Origin of the sequence: Mesorhizobium sp. M0478 (assembly GCF_040321305.1) — a bacterium.
In the GTDB taxonomy this organism is placed as follows: domain Bacteria; phylum Pseudomonadota; class Alphaproteobacteria; order Rhizobiales; family Rhizobiaceae; genus Mesorhizobium.
The window spans coordinates 429,242-442,719 of record NZ_JAMYRH010000005.1; the positions used below are offsets into that span (position 1 = coordinate 429,242).

General features: G+C 64.8%; 12 protein-coding genes. All 12 read left to right on the plus strand.

The window, feature by feature from the left end:
• Positions 1-3 precede the first annotated feature (3 nt).
• Positions 4-366, plus strand: a complete 363-nt coding sequence (locus tag NKI64_RS15770) for a hypothetical protein (protein WP_155929543.1) — start codon at positions 4-6, stop codon at positions 364-366.
• Positions 356-1,003 (plus strand): alpha/beta hydrolase family protein, encoded by a 648-nt coding sequence (locus tag NKI64_RS15775; protein ID WP_023814837.1) that lies wholly within the window; start codon positions 356-358, stop codon positions 1,001-1,003. The genes NKI64_RS15770 and NKI64_RS15775 overlap by 11 nt, the downstream gene beginning before the upstream one ends.
• Before the next feature lie 7 nt (positions 1,004-1,010).
• Positions 1,011-1,781 (plus strand): exodeoxyribonuclease III, encoded by a 771-nt coding sequence (locus NKI64_RS15780; protein WP_023685879.1) that lies wholly within the window; start codon positions 1,011-1,013, stop codon positions 1,779-1,781.
• Positions 1,782-1,887: 106 nt separating this feature from the next.
• Positions 1,888-3,495, plus strand: a complete 1,608-nt coding sequence (locus NKI64_RS15785; protein WP_023814836.1) for a WD40 repeat domain-containing protein — start codon at positions 1,888-1,890, stop codon at positions 3,493-3,495.
• Positions 3,496-3,575: 80 nt separating this feature from the next.
• On the plus strand, positions 3,576-4,958 hold the full coding sequence (locus NKI64_RS15790) for an SEL1-like repeat protein (RefSeq protein WP_155929541.1): 1,383 nt from the start codon (positions 3,576-3,578) through the stop codon (positions 4,956-4,958).
• 232 nt (positions 4,959-5,190) lie between these two features.
• Entirely contained in the window at positions 5,191-7,194 is a 2,004-nt protein-coding gene (locus tag NKI64_RS15795) for an amidase (RefSeq protein WP_031205192.1), read from the plus strand.
• An 80-nt stretch (positions 7,195-7,274) separates the two neighbouring features.
• Positions 7,275-7,811 (plus strand): isochorismatase family protein, encoded by a 537-nt coding sequence (locus tag NKI64_RS15800; protein ID WP_023814833.1) that lies wholly within the window; start codon positions 7,275-7,277, stop codon positions 7,809-7,811.
• A 31-nt stretch (positions 7,812-7,842) separates the two neighbouring features.
• Complete coding sequence (locus NKI64_RS15805; protein ID WP_023814832.1) at positions 7,843-8,307, plus strand: GFA family protein; 465 nt, start codon at positions 7,843-7,845, stop codon at positions 8,305-8,307.
• Between the two features lie 266 nt (positions 8,308-8,573).
• Positions 8,574-9,587, plus strand: a complete 1,014-nt coding sequence (locus NKI64_RS15810) for a LacI family DNA-binding transcriptional regulator (protein ID WP_023814831.1) — start codon at positions 8,574-8,576, stop codon at positions 9,585-9,587.
• Entirely contained in the window at positions 9,584-11,101 is a 1,518-nt protein-coding gene (locus NKI64_RS15815) for a sugar ABC transporter ATP-binding protein (RefSeq protein WP_352519791.1), read from the plus strand. The genes NKI64_RS15810 and NKI64_RS15815 overlap by 4 nt, the downstream gene beginning before the upstream one ends.
• Positions 11,101-12,153 carry an ABC transporter permease gene (locus tag NKI64_RS15820; RefSeq protein WP_031199588.1) on the plus strand — a complete coding sequence of 351 codons (1,053 nt, stop codon included), beginning with the start codon at positions 11,101-11,103 and terminating at the stop codon, positions 12,151-12,153. Before NKI64_RS15815 ends, NKI64_RS15820 begins: the two co-directional genes overlap by 1 nt.
• A gap of 128 nt (positions 12,154-12,281) precedes the next feature.
• Entirely contained in the window at positions 12,282-13,265 is a 984-nt protein-coding gene (locus NKI64_RS15825; protein WP_352668649.1) for a substrate-binding domain-containing protein, read from the plus strand.
• Positions 13,266-13,478: the final 213 nt, after the last annotated feature.

Below are 13,478 nucleotides of genomic sequence, written 5' to 3' on the forward strand. Positions count from 1 at the left end.
GCCGTGGATAATCTTGTTCAGATTTCGAGTATGGGATTAACCGCGTGCTTCGTCGTTTTGGCGGTGCAGGAGGCCCACGAGCTGCTCTTCTACTGGAGCAATGGCTGGAATTTTTTCGAAGACAGCAAAATCAATTGGGGCACATATTACAACCGCAGAACTTGGCCATTTCCCCAGCGCCCCGAGGACCGTATGTCGAACAAGCAGCGCGTTTGCTTCGGCCGGCCATTCTTCATCGTGCTCGTGGGGGTTTTTGCAGCCATTTTCACCCATGTTTCCCTGCATCCGGAGCAGTGGCGTAAGGAAGTTCACGGTTCCAAAACCACCTACCACTATATCGGGGTCCAGCAGCCTGATGCCCACTAGCTTCCTCTTCGACGGCTTTGACACAGCCCCCCTCACCATCCTGCTGGCCCACGGCGCCGGCGCGTCGATGGATTCCCCCTCGATGACCGACACCGCCAAGGCGATCGCCACAGCCGGCTTCCAGGTTGCGCGCTTCGAATTCCACTATATGGCGGCGCGACGCTATGGCCAGCGCAAGCCGCCGCCGCGTGCCGAGACGGTCAACCCGGAATACATCAAGGCCATCGCCGATCTGAGGGCGAGGGGCGTCGCTGGTCCGCTCATCATCGGCGGCAAGTCGATGGGCGGGCGCGTCGCCTCGATGGTCGCCGACGAGATGTTCGCCAAGGGCGAGATTTCGGGCCTCGTCTGCCTCGGCTATCCCTTTCATCCGCCGGCCAAGCCCGAGCAACTCAGGACAAAACATCTCGCCGACCTCAAGACGCCGACGCTGATCTTCCAGGGCACCCGCGACGAGTTCGGCACGAAAGAAGAGGTCGCGACCTACGGCCTTTCCAAAGCCATCGAGGTGATCTGGCTGGAGGATGGCGACCACGACCTGAAGCCGCGCAAGAGCGTGTCGGGGTTTTCGACCGCCGATCATTTGAAGACGCTGGCCGGGACGGTGAAGGCGTGGACAGGGCGGATCGTTTCCTGATCGCCAAATGAAAATCGCCACCTTCAATATCAACAACATCAACAGCCGGCTGCAAAACCTGCTGGCGTGGCTGGCGGCAGCCAAGCCCGATGTCGTCTGCCTGCAGGAGCTGAAGGCGCGCGACCTGCAGTTTCCGCGCACGGCACTGGCCGACGCCGGCTATGGCGCGGTGTGGAAGGGCGAGCCGACCTGGAACGGCGTAGCCATACTGGCGCGAGGAGCCGAGCCGGTGCTGACCCGTGACGAACTGCCCGGCGATACCGCCGACAAGCAGAGCCGCTACATCGAGGCGGCGGTGTCGGGCGTCGTCATCGCCTGTCTCTACGCGCCCAACGGTAACCCGCAGCCGGGGCCGAAATTTCAGTACAAGCTGGCGTGGCACGCGCGGCTGGAGGCGCATGCCGCAGAACTGTTCGACACCGGCCTGCCGGTGGCGCTGGTCGGCGACTACAACATCGTGCCCGAGCCGCGCGACATCTACGCCACCCGCTCCTATGACGACAACGCGTTGGTGCAGCCGGAAAGCCGGGCGTCGTTCCAGCGTCTGCTCGAGCAGGGCTGGACCGATGCGCTGCGCAAGAAGCATCCGAAGGAAACGCTCTACACATTCTGGGACTACCGCCGCAACCGCTGGCCGCGCGATGCCGGGCTGCGGCTCGACCACATCTTGCTGTCGAAGAAACTGGCGCGCCGCCTCACCGCTGCCGGCATCGACCGCGATGTCAGAGGTGAGGACGGCGCCAGCGACCACGCGCCGGTATGGGTGGAATTGAAGTGAATTTGGCTGCGTGATCGCGCCCACTTTCGTGGGCGCAGTTTTGCGCTATTTGTTTCGCTGCGGCGGCCGCATGATGAGCAAGGTGCGGCACCGGAGGGGGAGTCCGATGGACAGGTTGGCCGAAAGGCTGTTTGCGCTTCCGCTGCTGGCGGCCGCTGTGGCTTGTCTGGTGCGGGCGTATCTCCTGCTCGGCGACAGAGATTTCAGCTGGAGCGGGATCGACCACATGCTGCACGGCCCAGCCACGCTGCAGCCCGTGGTGTTCCTGACCGTCGGCGGGCTTTGCCTGCTTGGCGCCCTGTTGTTCTGGGCTGGGCTGCTGCCGGGTCGGCGAAGCCAGCCTGCTGGAACGCCGCTTTTTGGCCGCGACGCCGGGATCGAATCTAAGGGTCGCCCGGGCTGGCGGCGCGCCTTCCTCATGTTGCCGGTGCTCGCCGTTCTGGCGCTGCTGGCCGACCACTTCCCTTGGGCGCGTGACGCCGGCCCGGGCGCTGAGGTCGTCGCCCCGAAGGAGCCCAAAGCCGAGCCGAAGGGCCAGGATATCGCCGGCGTCCCACCGGACTTGGCGACGCCGGCGGTTCCACCGAGTTCCCCGCCGCTCGCCATGCCTCCCGAGCCAACCCCGCCTGAGCAGGCTGCCAAACCGCCGGAACCGGCGCACCCTAGGCCTCCGGCTGCTCCCCCTCGGCCGCCACAAGTCGCACTCGCTCCGGCGACACCGCCACCGGAGACTGCTCCACCACCGGCTCCGGCCACGCCACCGCAAACCGTCGCGCCCTTGCCGCCGCCTCCGCCGGCGCTGCCGACCGAGCCCGACGGCCACCGCGACGCCGTCGTCTGGCTAGCCGTCTCGGCCGATGGCCGCGACATCATGAGCGCCAGCACCGACCATATGATCAAGCTCTGGGACGTCGCCGGCAAGCGGCTGATCCGCAACCTTGGTGAACACAAGGACATGGCGCGCACGGCGCTGTTCATGCCCGACGGCGCCACCGCGCTGACCGCCGGCGACGATGGCGAGATCGTGCTGCGAAAGCTTGCCGACGGCGCGGTGCTGCATGTCTTCTCGTCGGGCGCGAATGGCGGCGTGCGCAAGCTGGCGATCAGCCCGGACGGCAAGCGCGCCGTCAGTGGCCACGACACCGGCAACGTCATCGTCTGGGATCTCGTCAACAAGTCGGTGCTGCATGTGATGACCGGACATGACTGGCCGATCAGCACGGTCGCAATCTCGCCCGACGGCACGCGCGCGCTGAGCGGCTCCATCGACGGCACGCTGAAATTGTGGGACGTTGAAAGCGGCAAGCAATTGCGAAGCTGGCACGGCCACGAGCAAGGCACCTACGGCGCCGTCTTCACCGCCGACGGCCATCATGTCGTCACCGGCAGCGGCGACTACACGATCAAGCTCTGGGACCTCGACACGTTTAGGGAATTGCGCCGCTTCGAGGGCCACGAAGGCACCGTCTATACGCTGGCGCTGTCGGCCGACGGCAAGCGCCTGGCCTCCGGCTCGCTCGACGGCACGGCGCGGCTGTGGGATCTCGGCACTGGAGACCAGATCGCCATGTTCGACAGCCGCACCGGCCCGATCTACGCCGTTGCCTTCGCCACCGACGGCACACTGGTCACCGGCGGCGACGATCGCACCATCAGGGATTGGCCGGCGGCTGGCGGCGATGGCGAAATCCTGTTCGCCGGCGCACCGCAGTAGCGACATCAAATGCTTTGGATATTCCAGAACAGCCTGGCTTGCGCTATGGATTACTGGTGGCTGCAAATGGATTGGGGACGGTGAGCAACAACGACTGGGCGCCCAAAGTGGATACACCTGTCTACAGCCCGCCCAAGTCGCGTCGCCGAGGGGTCCTTACCGTCGTTCTGGTGTTGCTGGCGGCTTATGTGCTGCTCGGTCCTGGCCGAAATTATTATGTGCAGTGGTCGGCCATTAAGAAGATTCAAGCGGCTGTCCTGGCAAAGGATTATCGCGAGCAATTCCATCAGATCTCCGTGCTGGCCGACCTGGGAAATGCTGACGCACAGTACAATCTGGGATTAATGTACTGGCGTGGCCAGGGTATTGCCCAAAATGACAGGCAGGCGACCTACTGGTGGGGCAAAGCAGCCGAGCAAGGAAATGCAGATGCGGCATCCTTGCTCGCCCAGGCCTATTCCCATGGCCGAGGTGTCGAAAGAAACGACCAGCTGGCGTTAAAATTTGCCACACAGTCGGCCGACAAGGGCAACGCGAATGGTTACTATGCCATCGGCACCCTGTACGCGCAGGGCCAAGGTGTTCCGCAAAGCTATGAGCAAGCTCTCTCCTGGTGGCGCAAGGCAGCCGATGGCGGCAGTACCGAAGCTGCCTACTGCATCGGTCGATCCTATTATCTCGGTGAAGGCGTCGAGAAGGACGATCAGCTCGCCGTGACGTGGGTGCGAAAGGCGGTCGACAAGGGTGAGCCGAATGCCCAGTCTCTGTTGGGCACGCTGTATTCGCTTGGCCACGGCGTCGGTCAGGATGACCGCCTGGCCTTCGAATGGTGGATGAAGGCCGCGGTCGCCGGTGTGCCGGAAGCGCAATACTCATTAGCAAATGCGTATGAATTGGGAAAAGGCATCGGCAAGGACGACGCCCAGTCGTTCGCCTGGTTGGTCAAGGCGGCGGAACAGGACAATGTCCGGGCGCAGTCTGCGCTGGCCTATGCCTATGCTACGGGCAAGGGCACTGCCAAAAGTGATGCCGAAGCATCGTCCTGGTGGCTGAAGGCGGCGAGCCAGGGAGACGCTTATGCGCAGGCGAACCTCGGCCTTGCATATTGGACGGGCGTCGGACTGACCCAGAGCGACGCTGATGCCGTTTCGTGGTGGCTCAAGGCCGCAAAGCAGGGGGACGTTTCGTCTGAACTGTACCTGGCTGTTGCCTATGCCCGCGGCAGAGGGATAGCCAAGGATGACAAATCCGCCGAATTCTGGTTGCTGGAGGCAGCCAAGGTGGGAAATGTCGAAGCAGAACTCAACCTTGGCAAGCTTTATTACACCGGCATCGACGGCAAGCCGAACTATCCGGAAGCTGCCAAGTGGTTTTCCACATCGGCAAGCCACGGAAACGCCGAGGCCAGGATCTTCCTCGAAATGATGAAGGAAAAAGGCCGGTTCGACAGCAAGACGCTGTGAGCTGAGGTCAGGCAACTCCGCTGAAATCGCCGAGATCGTGTCATATAACGGACATGCAGCAGCGGACACCAAAACTGTCTTTCATCAGTCAATTTCGGAGGCCACTTATGCCTGCCGGCCATCTCCCCACTTGGGGGAGACCAGCAGCGTCGCCGTCACGCCTTCCGTTTGAGGCGTGACACTCGCATCGCACGATGCGAAGACTCATTTGCCGCTGCATCTCGAGAATCCCATGCCCCTCCACATCGTCGAAGCCTCGATCGCCGACCTGCGCCGGGCGCTGGAGGCCGGCACCGTCACCAGCGTCGAGCTGGTCGGTGCGTATCTCAGGCGCATCGCGCATTACGACCGCCATGGCATCGCGCTCAATGCCGTGCCGGTGCTTAACCCGGCAATGTTCGAGGAGGCGGCGGCCTCCGACCTGCGCCGCCGCAAAGGCGCTTCCCTCGGGCCGCTCGACGGCATCCCCTACACCGCCAAGGACAGCTATAAGGTCAAGGGCCTGACGGTGGCCGCCGGCTCGCCCGCCTTCGAGCATCTCGTCGCCAATGAGGACGCTTTCACCATTGCCAGGCTGAGGGCCGGTGGTGCTGTGCTGATCGGGCTGACCAACATGCCGCCAATGGCGAATGGCGGCATGCAGCGAGGCGTCCATGGCCGCGCCGAGAGCCCCTACAATGCGGACTATCTGACCGCCGCCTTCGCTTCCGGCTCGTCCAACGGTTCCGGCACCGCGACCGCTGCGAGCTTTGCCGCTTTCGGGCTGGGCGAGGAGACATGGTCTTCCGGCCGCGCGCCGGCGTCCAACAATGCACTTGTCGCCTACACGCCGTCGCGCGGCGTCATTTCGGTCAGGGGCAACTGGCCGCTGGTGCCGACCATGGATGTGGTGGTGCCGCACACGCGCGGCATTGCCGACATGCTGGAGCTGCTCGACGTGATCGTCGCCGACGATACCGAGACGCGCGGCGATTTCTGGCGCGCGCAGCCCTGGGTGTCGATCGCGAAAAGCGCTGATCTCAGGCCGCCAAGCTACACTACACTCGCCTTGGAGGGCTCGTTGAAAGGCAAACGCCTCGGCGTGCCGAAAATGTATATCGGCCGCGACGGCGGCGCGCTCAAACCCATCGAGACCCGCGCCTCGGTGCTCGACCTCTGGCGGCAGGCAGCGCGTGACTTGGAAAAGCTCGGCGCGGAGGTGGTCGAGGTCGATTTCCCCGTCGTCTCGAACTATGAGCGCGACCGTCCGGGCACAAAAACCATGGTCGAACGCGGGCTGGTGCCGGAAGCATTCGCCGAGCGCGAAATCTGGGATCTCTGCATCTGGGGCTGGGACGATTTCCTGCGCGCCAATGCCGACCCGGCCATCCCCGACCTGGCCACGGTCGACGGGCCAAAAATCTTCCCGCGGCCGCCGGGCGCGCTGCCGGACCGCTATGGCGACGACGGTTTCGATCTGGCCGACTACGTCACGAGCGCCAAGCAGGGCGTGATGCCATTGCTGGATATCCCAACGCTGGCGGAAGGTCTGAAGGGATTGGAGGCGACGCGGCGCATCGACTTCGAGGACTGGCTGGACGAGCACAGGCTCGACGCCGTCGTGCTGCCGGCGGTCGCCGATGTCGGCCCGGCCGATGCCGACGTCAACGAGACCTCTGCAGCAATCGCCTGGCGCAACGGCACCTGGGTCGCCAACGGCAATCTGGTCTGGCGTCATCTAGGCATCCCGACCGTCACCGTGCCGATGGGAACGATGGCCGATATCGGCATGCCGGTCGGGCTGACCTTTGCGGGCAAGGCCTATGATGATGCGGAGTTGCTGCGGCTCGCCGGCGATTACGAGCGCGCCACCCAACGCCGCACGGCCCCGCCGCGCACGCCGGAATTGCCGGGCGATGTGTTTGCGCAACATGGTGGATCGAAGTCCAGCGATGCGCCGCCGCCGGCACTCAGGCTTGTTGCGGAGACGATGGGGCGAGGAGACCAGGCCGAGATCGCCGTGACGGTTGAACTCGATGCGGAGACCGCTGATCTCAAGGTTCACGTCAATGGCGAAGCCGTTGTCATGGAGCGAAGCGGCACAAGCTTTCACGGTCTCATCCTGGTGCCGGCCGGCGAGCATGAAAGAATGCACAGTGTGTGGCGAGGCGCTTACGGCTCGATCGTTACGGCCGTCATGCGGCTGGAGGATGGACGCACGGCTGGTGCTTACGTGGTCGCGGGTGGAATCGGGTGAGGGTACAGGTAATCTCCCCAAGGGGGAGATCAGCAGCTTCGCCGTCTTGACCCTCCCATCGCCCGCGTTATCTTCGCGCCATGCCAAACCTCGCTCCCCTCATCGTCATCGATCTCCAGACCAACATGTTCGACGGGCGCGTCGAGCCGCCGATCCATGATGCGCCGGGTATCGCCGAGCGTACCCGCTCGCTGATCGACTGGGCGCGGCGCGAGGGGCGCCGGATAGCGTTCGTGCGGCATGATGGGCCGGCCGGCGATCCGCTGGCGCCGGGCGAGCCGGGTTGGCCGGTATGGCCGGAACTCGGCCAGGCCAAGGACGAGCCGACATTCTCCAAGACCGTCCGCAACGCCTTCTCGAATGCCGAGCTTGGCGCCTGGGTGGCCGGGCAGGGGGCCGGCGAAGTCGTGCTTGCCGGAGCGCAAACCGATTTCTGCATCGCCGGCACCGTTGAGGGCGCCCTGGCCGAAGGCCTCGGCGTCACCGTCGTTTCCGATGCGCACTCGACGCTGGACACTGAAGGCGAAACCGCGACCGAGATCATCGCCCGGTACAATGCGGACTTCACCGATGCCGGCGTCACGCTGGTCACGACGAAGGCGCTGACCGGCGACTGAAGCACCGCGCTTTGAAGAGTGGGAGACTGCCGTGCCAACCCTGACCTTGCCGGCCGAAGGCGGATGCCGCTGCGGACGCGTGCGGCTCAAGATTTCCGCAAAACCGCTTTTGACCATGGCTTGCCATTGCACCGGCTGCCAGCGCATGTCGGCCAGCGCCTATTCGCTAAGCGCCGCCATTCCCTCCGACGGCTTCGAGATCACGCTAGGCGAGCCGGTATTCGGCGGGCTGCACGGCGCCTCGAAACATTTCTTCTGCCCACATTGCATGAGCTGGATGTTCACGCGCCCCGAAGGGCTCGACTGGTTCGTCAATCTGCGTCCGACCATGCTCGACGAGCCCGGCTGGTTCACGCCGTTCATCGAGACATGGACCAGCGAGAAGCTGCCTTGGGCAACCACGCCTGCGGTGCACAGTTACGAGGCGCTGCCGGCCTTTGAGGAATATGAGGGGCTGGTGGCGGAGTTCGGTGAAACCGCGAATCTCCCCCCTTGAGGGGGAGATGGCCGGCAGGCCAGAGGGGGTCGGTGCGACTGGGCTCGACGTCCTTGCTGCAGATGGAAGGTTGGCGCTTCACGCGCGGCGACCCCCTCTGTCGCCTTCGGCGACATCTCCCCCTCGAGGGGGGAGATAAGCCCCGCTAAAAATTTCCATCGAATCGATTGCGCAAACGTTTCGATCACCCTAAGCTCCCTTGAAATCCGCCATCAGAGCGGACGGGAAACGCATAAGGGAGGAGCGCTTGCAGGCGCTGATATGTCTTGCCGACAATGGCTGAAGTGGCGCGGCGCGCCGGCGTGTCGGTGTCGACCGTCTCGCATGTCGTCAACAACACGCGCTTCGTTTCGCTGGAAAAGGCGAGGCTGATCAACGACGCCATTGCCGCCATGGGCTACCAGCCCAACGAGCTGGCGCGCTCGCTGAAGGCCTCAACCACCAACAGCGTCGGCCTGGCGATCTCGGCGATCTCCAACCCTTATTTCACCGACATCATCTGCGCGGTCGAGGCCGAATGCGCACGGCTCGGGCTGATGGTCTTCCTGTCGGATACCCAGGAGGATCCCGACCGCGAGCTGCAGGTGGTGCGCGCTTTCCATCAGCGCCGCGTCGACGGCGTCATCCTGGCCCCGTCGGGCTCGCCGCAGCGCGCCATCGATTACCTCGCCGACAAGAAGATGCCATGCGTTCTGATCGACCGTTTCGCCGACCAGCGCTTCGACCAGATCGGCGTCGAGAACGAAACGTCGATGCGCGCGCTGATCGACCATGTCGCCTCCTTCGGCCACAAGCGCATCGGCTATATCGCCGGACAGCCCGGCCTGACGACGACGCGCGAGCGCATCGAGGCGTTCCAGGCTTCGCTCGCCGCCAATGGACTTGAGTGCGTGCCGCGCTATCTCTCGGCCGAGAATGTCGACACGGCGGCGGCGACCGCATCCACCCACGCCATCCTGTCGCTGCCGTCGCCACCAACCGCATTGGTCACCGGCAACAACATGACGACGATCGGAGCCGTCCGCGCCATCCGCGAAAAGGGCCTCACCATTCCGGGCGATCTGTCGCTGGCCGGCTTCGACGATTTCGAATGGGCCGATTGTTTCGAACCGCGCCTGACGCTGGTTGCCCAGCCCTGCACCGAGATAGGCAGGCAGGCCGCGGCCCTGCTCAGCGCCCGCATCGCGGCGACCGGTTCAGAGCCACGTTCGGTGCGGCTGCAGGCGACGCTGCGGGCGCGCGCCTCCTGCGGGAGGCCGACCCACACGAGGCTAACATGACCGCGCCGCTGCTGGTGATGACCGGCGCCGTCAAACGCTTCGGCGGCGTGCAGGCGCTGCGCGGTGTCGACTTCGACCTCAAGGCGGGCGAGATCCACGCGCTGCTCGGCGAGAACGGCGCCGGCAAGTCGACGCTGATGAACCTGTTGTCGGGCGTCTACACGCCGGACGAAGGCATCATCGAGATCGACGGCAAACCCGTGCGTTTCAACAACCCGCGTGAGGCGCAAGCGGCCGGCATCGCCACCATCTTCCAGGAGCTCGACCTGGTGCCGTCGCTCGATGTCGCCGCCAATCTGTTCCTCGGCCGCGAATTGATGCGTCCGGGCGGCTTCCTCGACGTGCCGGCAATGCGCCGCGAGGCCAAGAAGCGGCTGGAAGCCATCGAGATCGCCATCGATCCGGCCGCCATGGTGGCGGATCTGTCGATCGGCCAGCGCCAGGTGGTGGCGATCGTCAAGGCGCTGTCTTACGCCTCCCGCGTGCTGATCATGGACGAGCCGACGGCCGCACTCACCGTCGGCGAAGTCGAGCGGCTGTTCGATATCATGCGCAAGCTCGCCGCCACCGGCGTCGGCATCGTCTACATCTCGCACCGGCTGGAGGAAGTGCCCGGCATTGCCGACCGGGTGACGGTAATGCGCGACGGCCGTGTCGCCGGCATCACCGAGCCGCACGCGCCGCAGGCCGAGCTGGTCAGGCTGCTGGTCGGACGTCCGCTGGACGAACTCTATCCGCAACGCGCCAAGGCCGCGGGCAAGCCGCTGCTCAGCCTGAGGAACGCCAGCTTCAAGCTCGCCCGCGACAGCGCCGGCTGGCAGGCGCCGCAAGGCGTTTCGCTCGATGTCCATGAAGGCGAGATCGTCGGCCTGGCCGGCATTATGGGGGCAGGGCGCACCGAACTGTTGTCCGCGCTCTACGGCACCGGCCTGTCCGGCCGCTGGGAGGGCGAGGTCGCTGTCGGCGGCAAGCCGGTGAAACTGGATTCGATCAGCGCTGCCCGCCACGCCGGCATCGCCTTCGTCACCGACGACCGCCGGGGCTCGGGCCTGATGCTGCGCATGGCCGTCGGCCTCAATCTGGTGATGTCGGTCATATCCCGAATCTCGCCGAACTGGCTGGTCTCGCCGCGCCGCCAGGCCGAGGCGGTGAAGGAATCCTTCGGTCAGTTCGATATCCGGCCGAAGAACCCCGATATCGCCGTCGGCGCGCTCTCGGGCGGCAACCAGCAGAAGGTGGTGCTGGCCAAGGAAATCCTCGGCAACCCGCGCCTGTTGCTTCTCGACGAGCCGACACGCGGCGTCGATGTCGGCGCCAAGGGCGAGATCTACCAGCGGCTCAGGGCACTCGCCGCGCAAGGGCTGGGCATTCTGGTGGCGTCCAGCGAGATGCCGGAGCTGATCGGTCTGTGCGACCGCATCGTGGTGCTGCGCCAGGGGCGCAATGTGGCGGAATTTTTGGGCGGCGTCGACGAGCACACGGTGCTTGCCGCGGCTAACGGCAGGGAGGCCTGATGTCTGACGAGAAGATTTCCGTGGCAGCAAGCCCAGTCACAGCAGCAGCGCAAAAGCATCGCGACCCGCTGGCGCTGATCGTGCGCTTCCAGAGCCTGATCGGCCTGGTGCTGGTGGCGATCGGCGGCATCATCTTCTCGCCGCGCCGCCACGGCGAGATCCTGTTCCTCAACCCCGACAACATCGCCAACATCGTGCGCGCGGTGTCGGAGACCGGCATCATCGCCATCGGCATGACCTTCGTCATCATCACCGCCGGCATCGACCTCTCCGTCGGCGCGGTGCTTGGCCTGTCCAGCGTCGTCACCGCATCGATGATGATCTCCGGCGGCTTCGGCCTGATCCCCACCATCCTCGCCGTGCTCGCTTTGGGCATCGTCTTCGGCGCCATCCAGGGCACCATCTCGACGCGCTTCCGGCTGGAGCCGTTCATCGTCACGCTGGCTGGCCTGCAGGCCGCGCGCGGGCTGGCGCTGGTCGTCTCCGGCAACCAGTACATCAACATTTCCTACGGCGAAGGGCCGGGCTTGGCGCCGCCGGTGTTCGCCGTGCTGGGCGAGCGGCTGTTCAACAACACCGTGCCGGTGGCAACGCTTGTGTTCGTCGTCTTTGCCGCGATCGCCACCATCGTGCTCAACACCACGCGCTTCGGCCGCTATGTTTTTGCCGTCGGCGGCAATGAGCGCGCCGCGCGCATATCCGGCGTGCCGGTCTCGATGGTGAAGATATCGGTCTATGCCATCACCGGCTTTGCCGCTGCACTCGCAGGCATCGTCCATGCCGGCCAGTTCAATTTCGGCAGCGCCAATGACGGCATGGGCTATGAGCTGACGGCCATCGCCGCCGTGGTCATCGGCGGCACCAGCCTGTTCGGCGGCGCCGGCTCGATGGTCGGCACCGTTGCCGGCACCATCATGCTGGGTGCGCTCGCCAACATCCTGCAGCTCAACAATATCACGCCCGCCATGCAGCTGCTCGCGACCGCCGCGATCATCGTTTTGGCGGCAGTGCTTCAATCCCTCGTTCGCCGCCGCGAGGGGTTGGGTCGTTAGTGCATGTCGCGCAAAAGTGACATCGGTTTTGCGATGACGACATGCACAAACAAACAAGGAGGAGACGGCAACACGTGAACGTCAAACCAAGGTCTGGCCCCCCGGCTGGACGAGGAGGAGAGTGAGTTATGAAAACGACACTAAGAGGATCGACCCTCAAGGCCGTGCTGCTGGCCGGCGCCGGCCTGTGCATTGCAGGCTCCGCTTACGCCGCCGAGCCGCTGGTGAAAGCCTGCGCCAAGGACGGCCAGTTCGTCATCGGTTTTTCGCAGGCCAACAATGCCGAGCCCTACCGCCAGCACGTCAATGACGAGCTGGAGGCGGCCGCCAAGGAAGTGCCTGGTATCACGCTGCAGATCGCCGACGGCGCCGGCAACGTCAACACGCAGACCTCGCAGGTCGACAATTTCATTACGCAGAAGGTCGACATCCTGCTGATCTCGCCCTTCGAGGCCGCACCGCTGACGCCGGCGGTGAAGCGCGCCATGGATGCCGGCATCCCGGTCATCGAGCTCGACCGCAAGACGGTCGGCGACCCCGGCAAGGACTACACCGCCTTCATCGGCGGCGACAATTTCAAGATCGCCGAGGAAGCCGGCAAGTACACCGCCAAGACGCTGCTGCCCGATGGCGGCGAGGCGGCGGTGCTGCAAGGTCTGCCGAGCTCGACGCCGGCGGTGGAGCGCCTCAACGGCTTCAAGGAAGGCGTGAAAGGCAACCCGAAGGTCCAGATCGTCGCCGAGCAGGCCGCCGACTGGGTGCCGGACAAAGCGCAGGTCGCCTTCGCCGCCATGCTGCAGGCACACCCCGACATCAAGGTGCTCTACGCCTCCAACGACATGATGGCCGCCGGCGCGCTGCTCGCCGCCAAGGGTGCGGGCAAGGACGTCAAGATCATCGGCACCGACGGCCTGCCGGGCCCGGCAGGCGGCATCGAGGCGGTCGCCAAGGGCGATTGGGTCGCAACCTTCACCTACCCGACGGGCGCCAAGGAAGCGATCGAGATGTCGAAAAAGATCCTGCTCGATTGCGCGACCGAGGTGGACAAGACGGTGACGGTGGAGACCACCGCGATCACGGCCGAGAATGCCAAGCAGCTGATGGGGAAGTGAGGGGCGGGCAGAGCGCGTCTATTGAGGTGATGCGCAAGGCCCCGAGGGGCCTTGTTGCATTGCGGCAACGTATGGGAACGGCCGCTTCGCGCCTCATCTCGGTCATCGAAGTCATCCCGGCCGCCCGCCAAAAGCGGTCACAGTTGGTGTCAACGCCATGGGGAGTTTGCGCCGTGAGCATTTCTCTCCATAATGATCCCAGCATCGGCTTTT

Excerpts from the sequence above, each read along its gene's own strand:
- NKI64_RS15775 (WP_023814837.1), top strand. The coding sequence starts at position 356 with ATGCCCACTAGCTTCCTCTTCGACGGCTTTGACACAGCCCCCCTCACC.
- NKI64_RS15780 (WP_023685879.1), top strand. The coding sequence starts at position 1,011 with ATGAAAATCGCCACCTTCAATATCAACAACATCAACAGCCGGCTGCAA.
- NKI64_RS15785 (WP_023814836.1), top strand. The coding sequence starts at position 1,888 with ATGGACAGGTTGGCCGAAAGGCTGTTTGCGCTTCCGCTGCTGGCGGCC.
- NKI64_RS15795 (WP_031205192.1), top strand. The coding sequence starts at position 5,191 with ATGCCCCTCCACATCGTCGAAGCCTCGATCGCCGACCTGCGCCGGGCG.
- NKI64_RS15800 (WP_023814833.1), top strand. The coding sequence starts at position 7,275 with ATGCCAAACCTCGCTCCCCTCATCGTCATCGATCTCCAGACCAACATG.
- NKI64_RS15815 (WP_352519791.1), top strand. The coding sequence starts at position 9,584 with ATGACCGCGCCGCTGCTGGTGATGACCGGCGCCGTCAAACGCTTCGGC.
- NKI64_RS15820 (WP_031199588.1), top strand. The coding sequence starts at position 11,101 with ATGTCTGACGAGAAGATTTCCGTGGCAGCAAGCCCAGTCACAGCAGCA.
- NKI64_RS15825 (WP_352668649.1), top strand. The coding sequence starts at position 12,282 with ATGAAAACGACACTAAGAGGATCGACCCTCAAGGCCGTGCTGCTGGCC.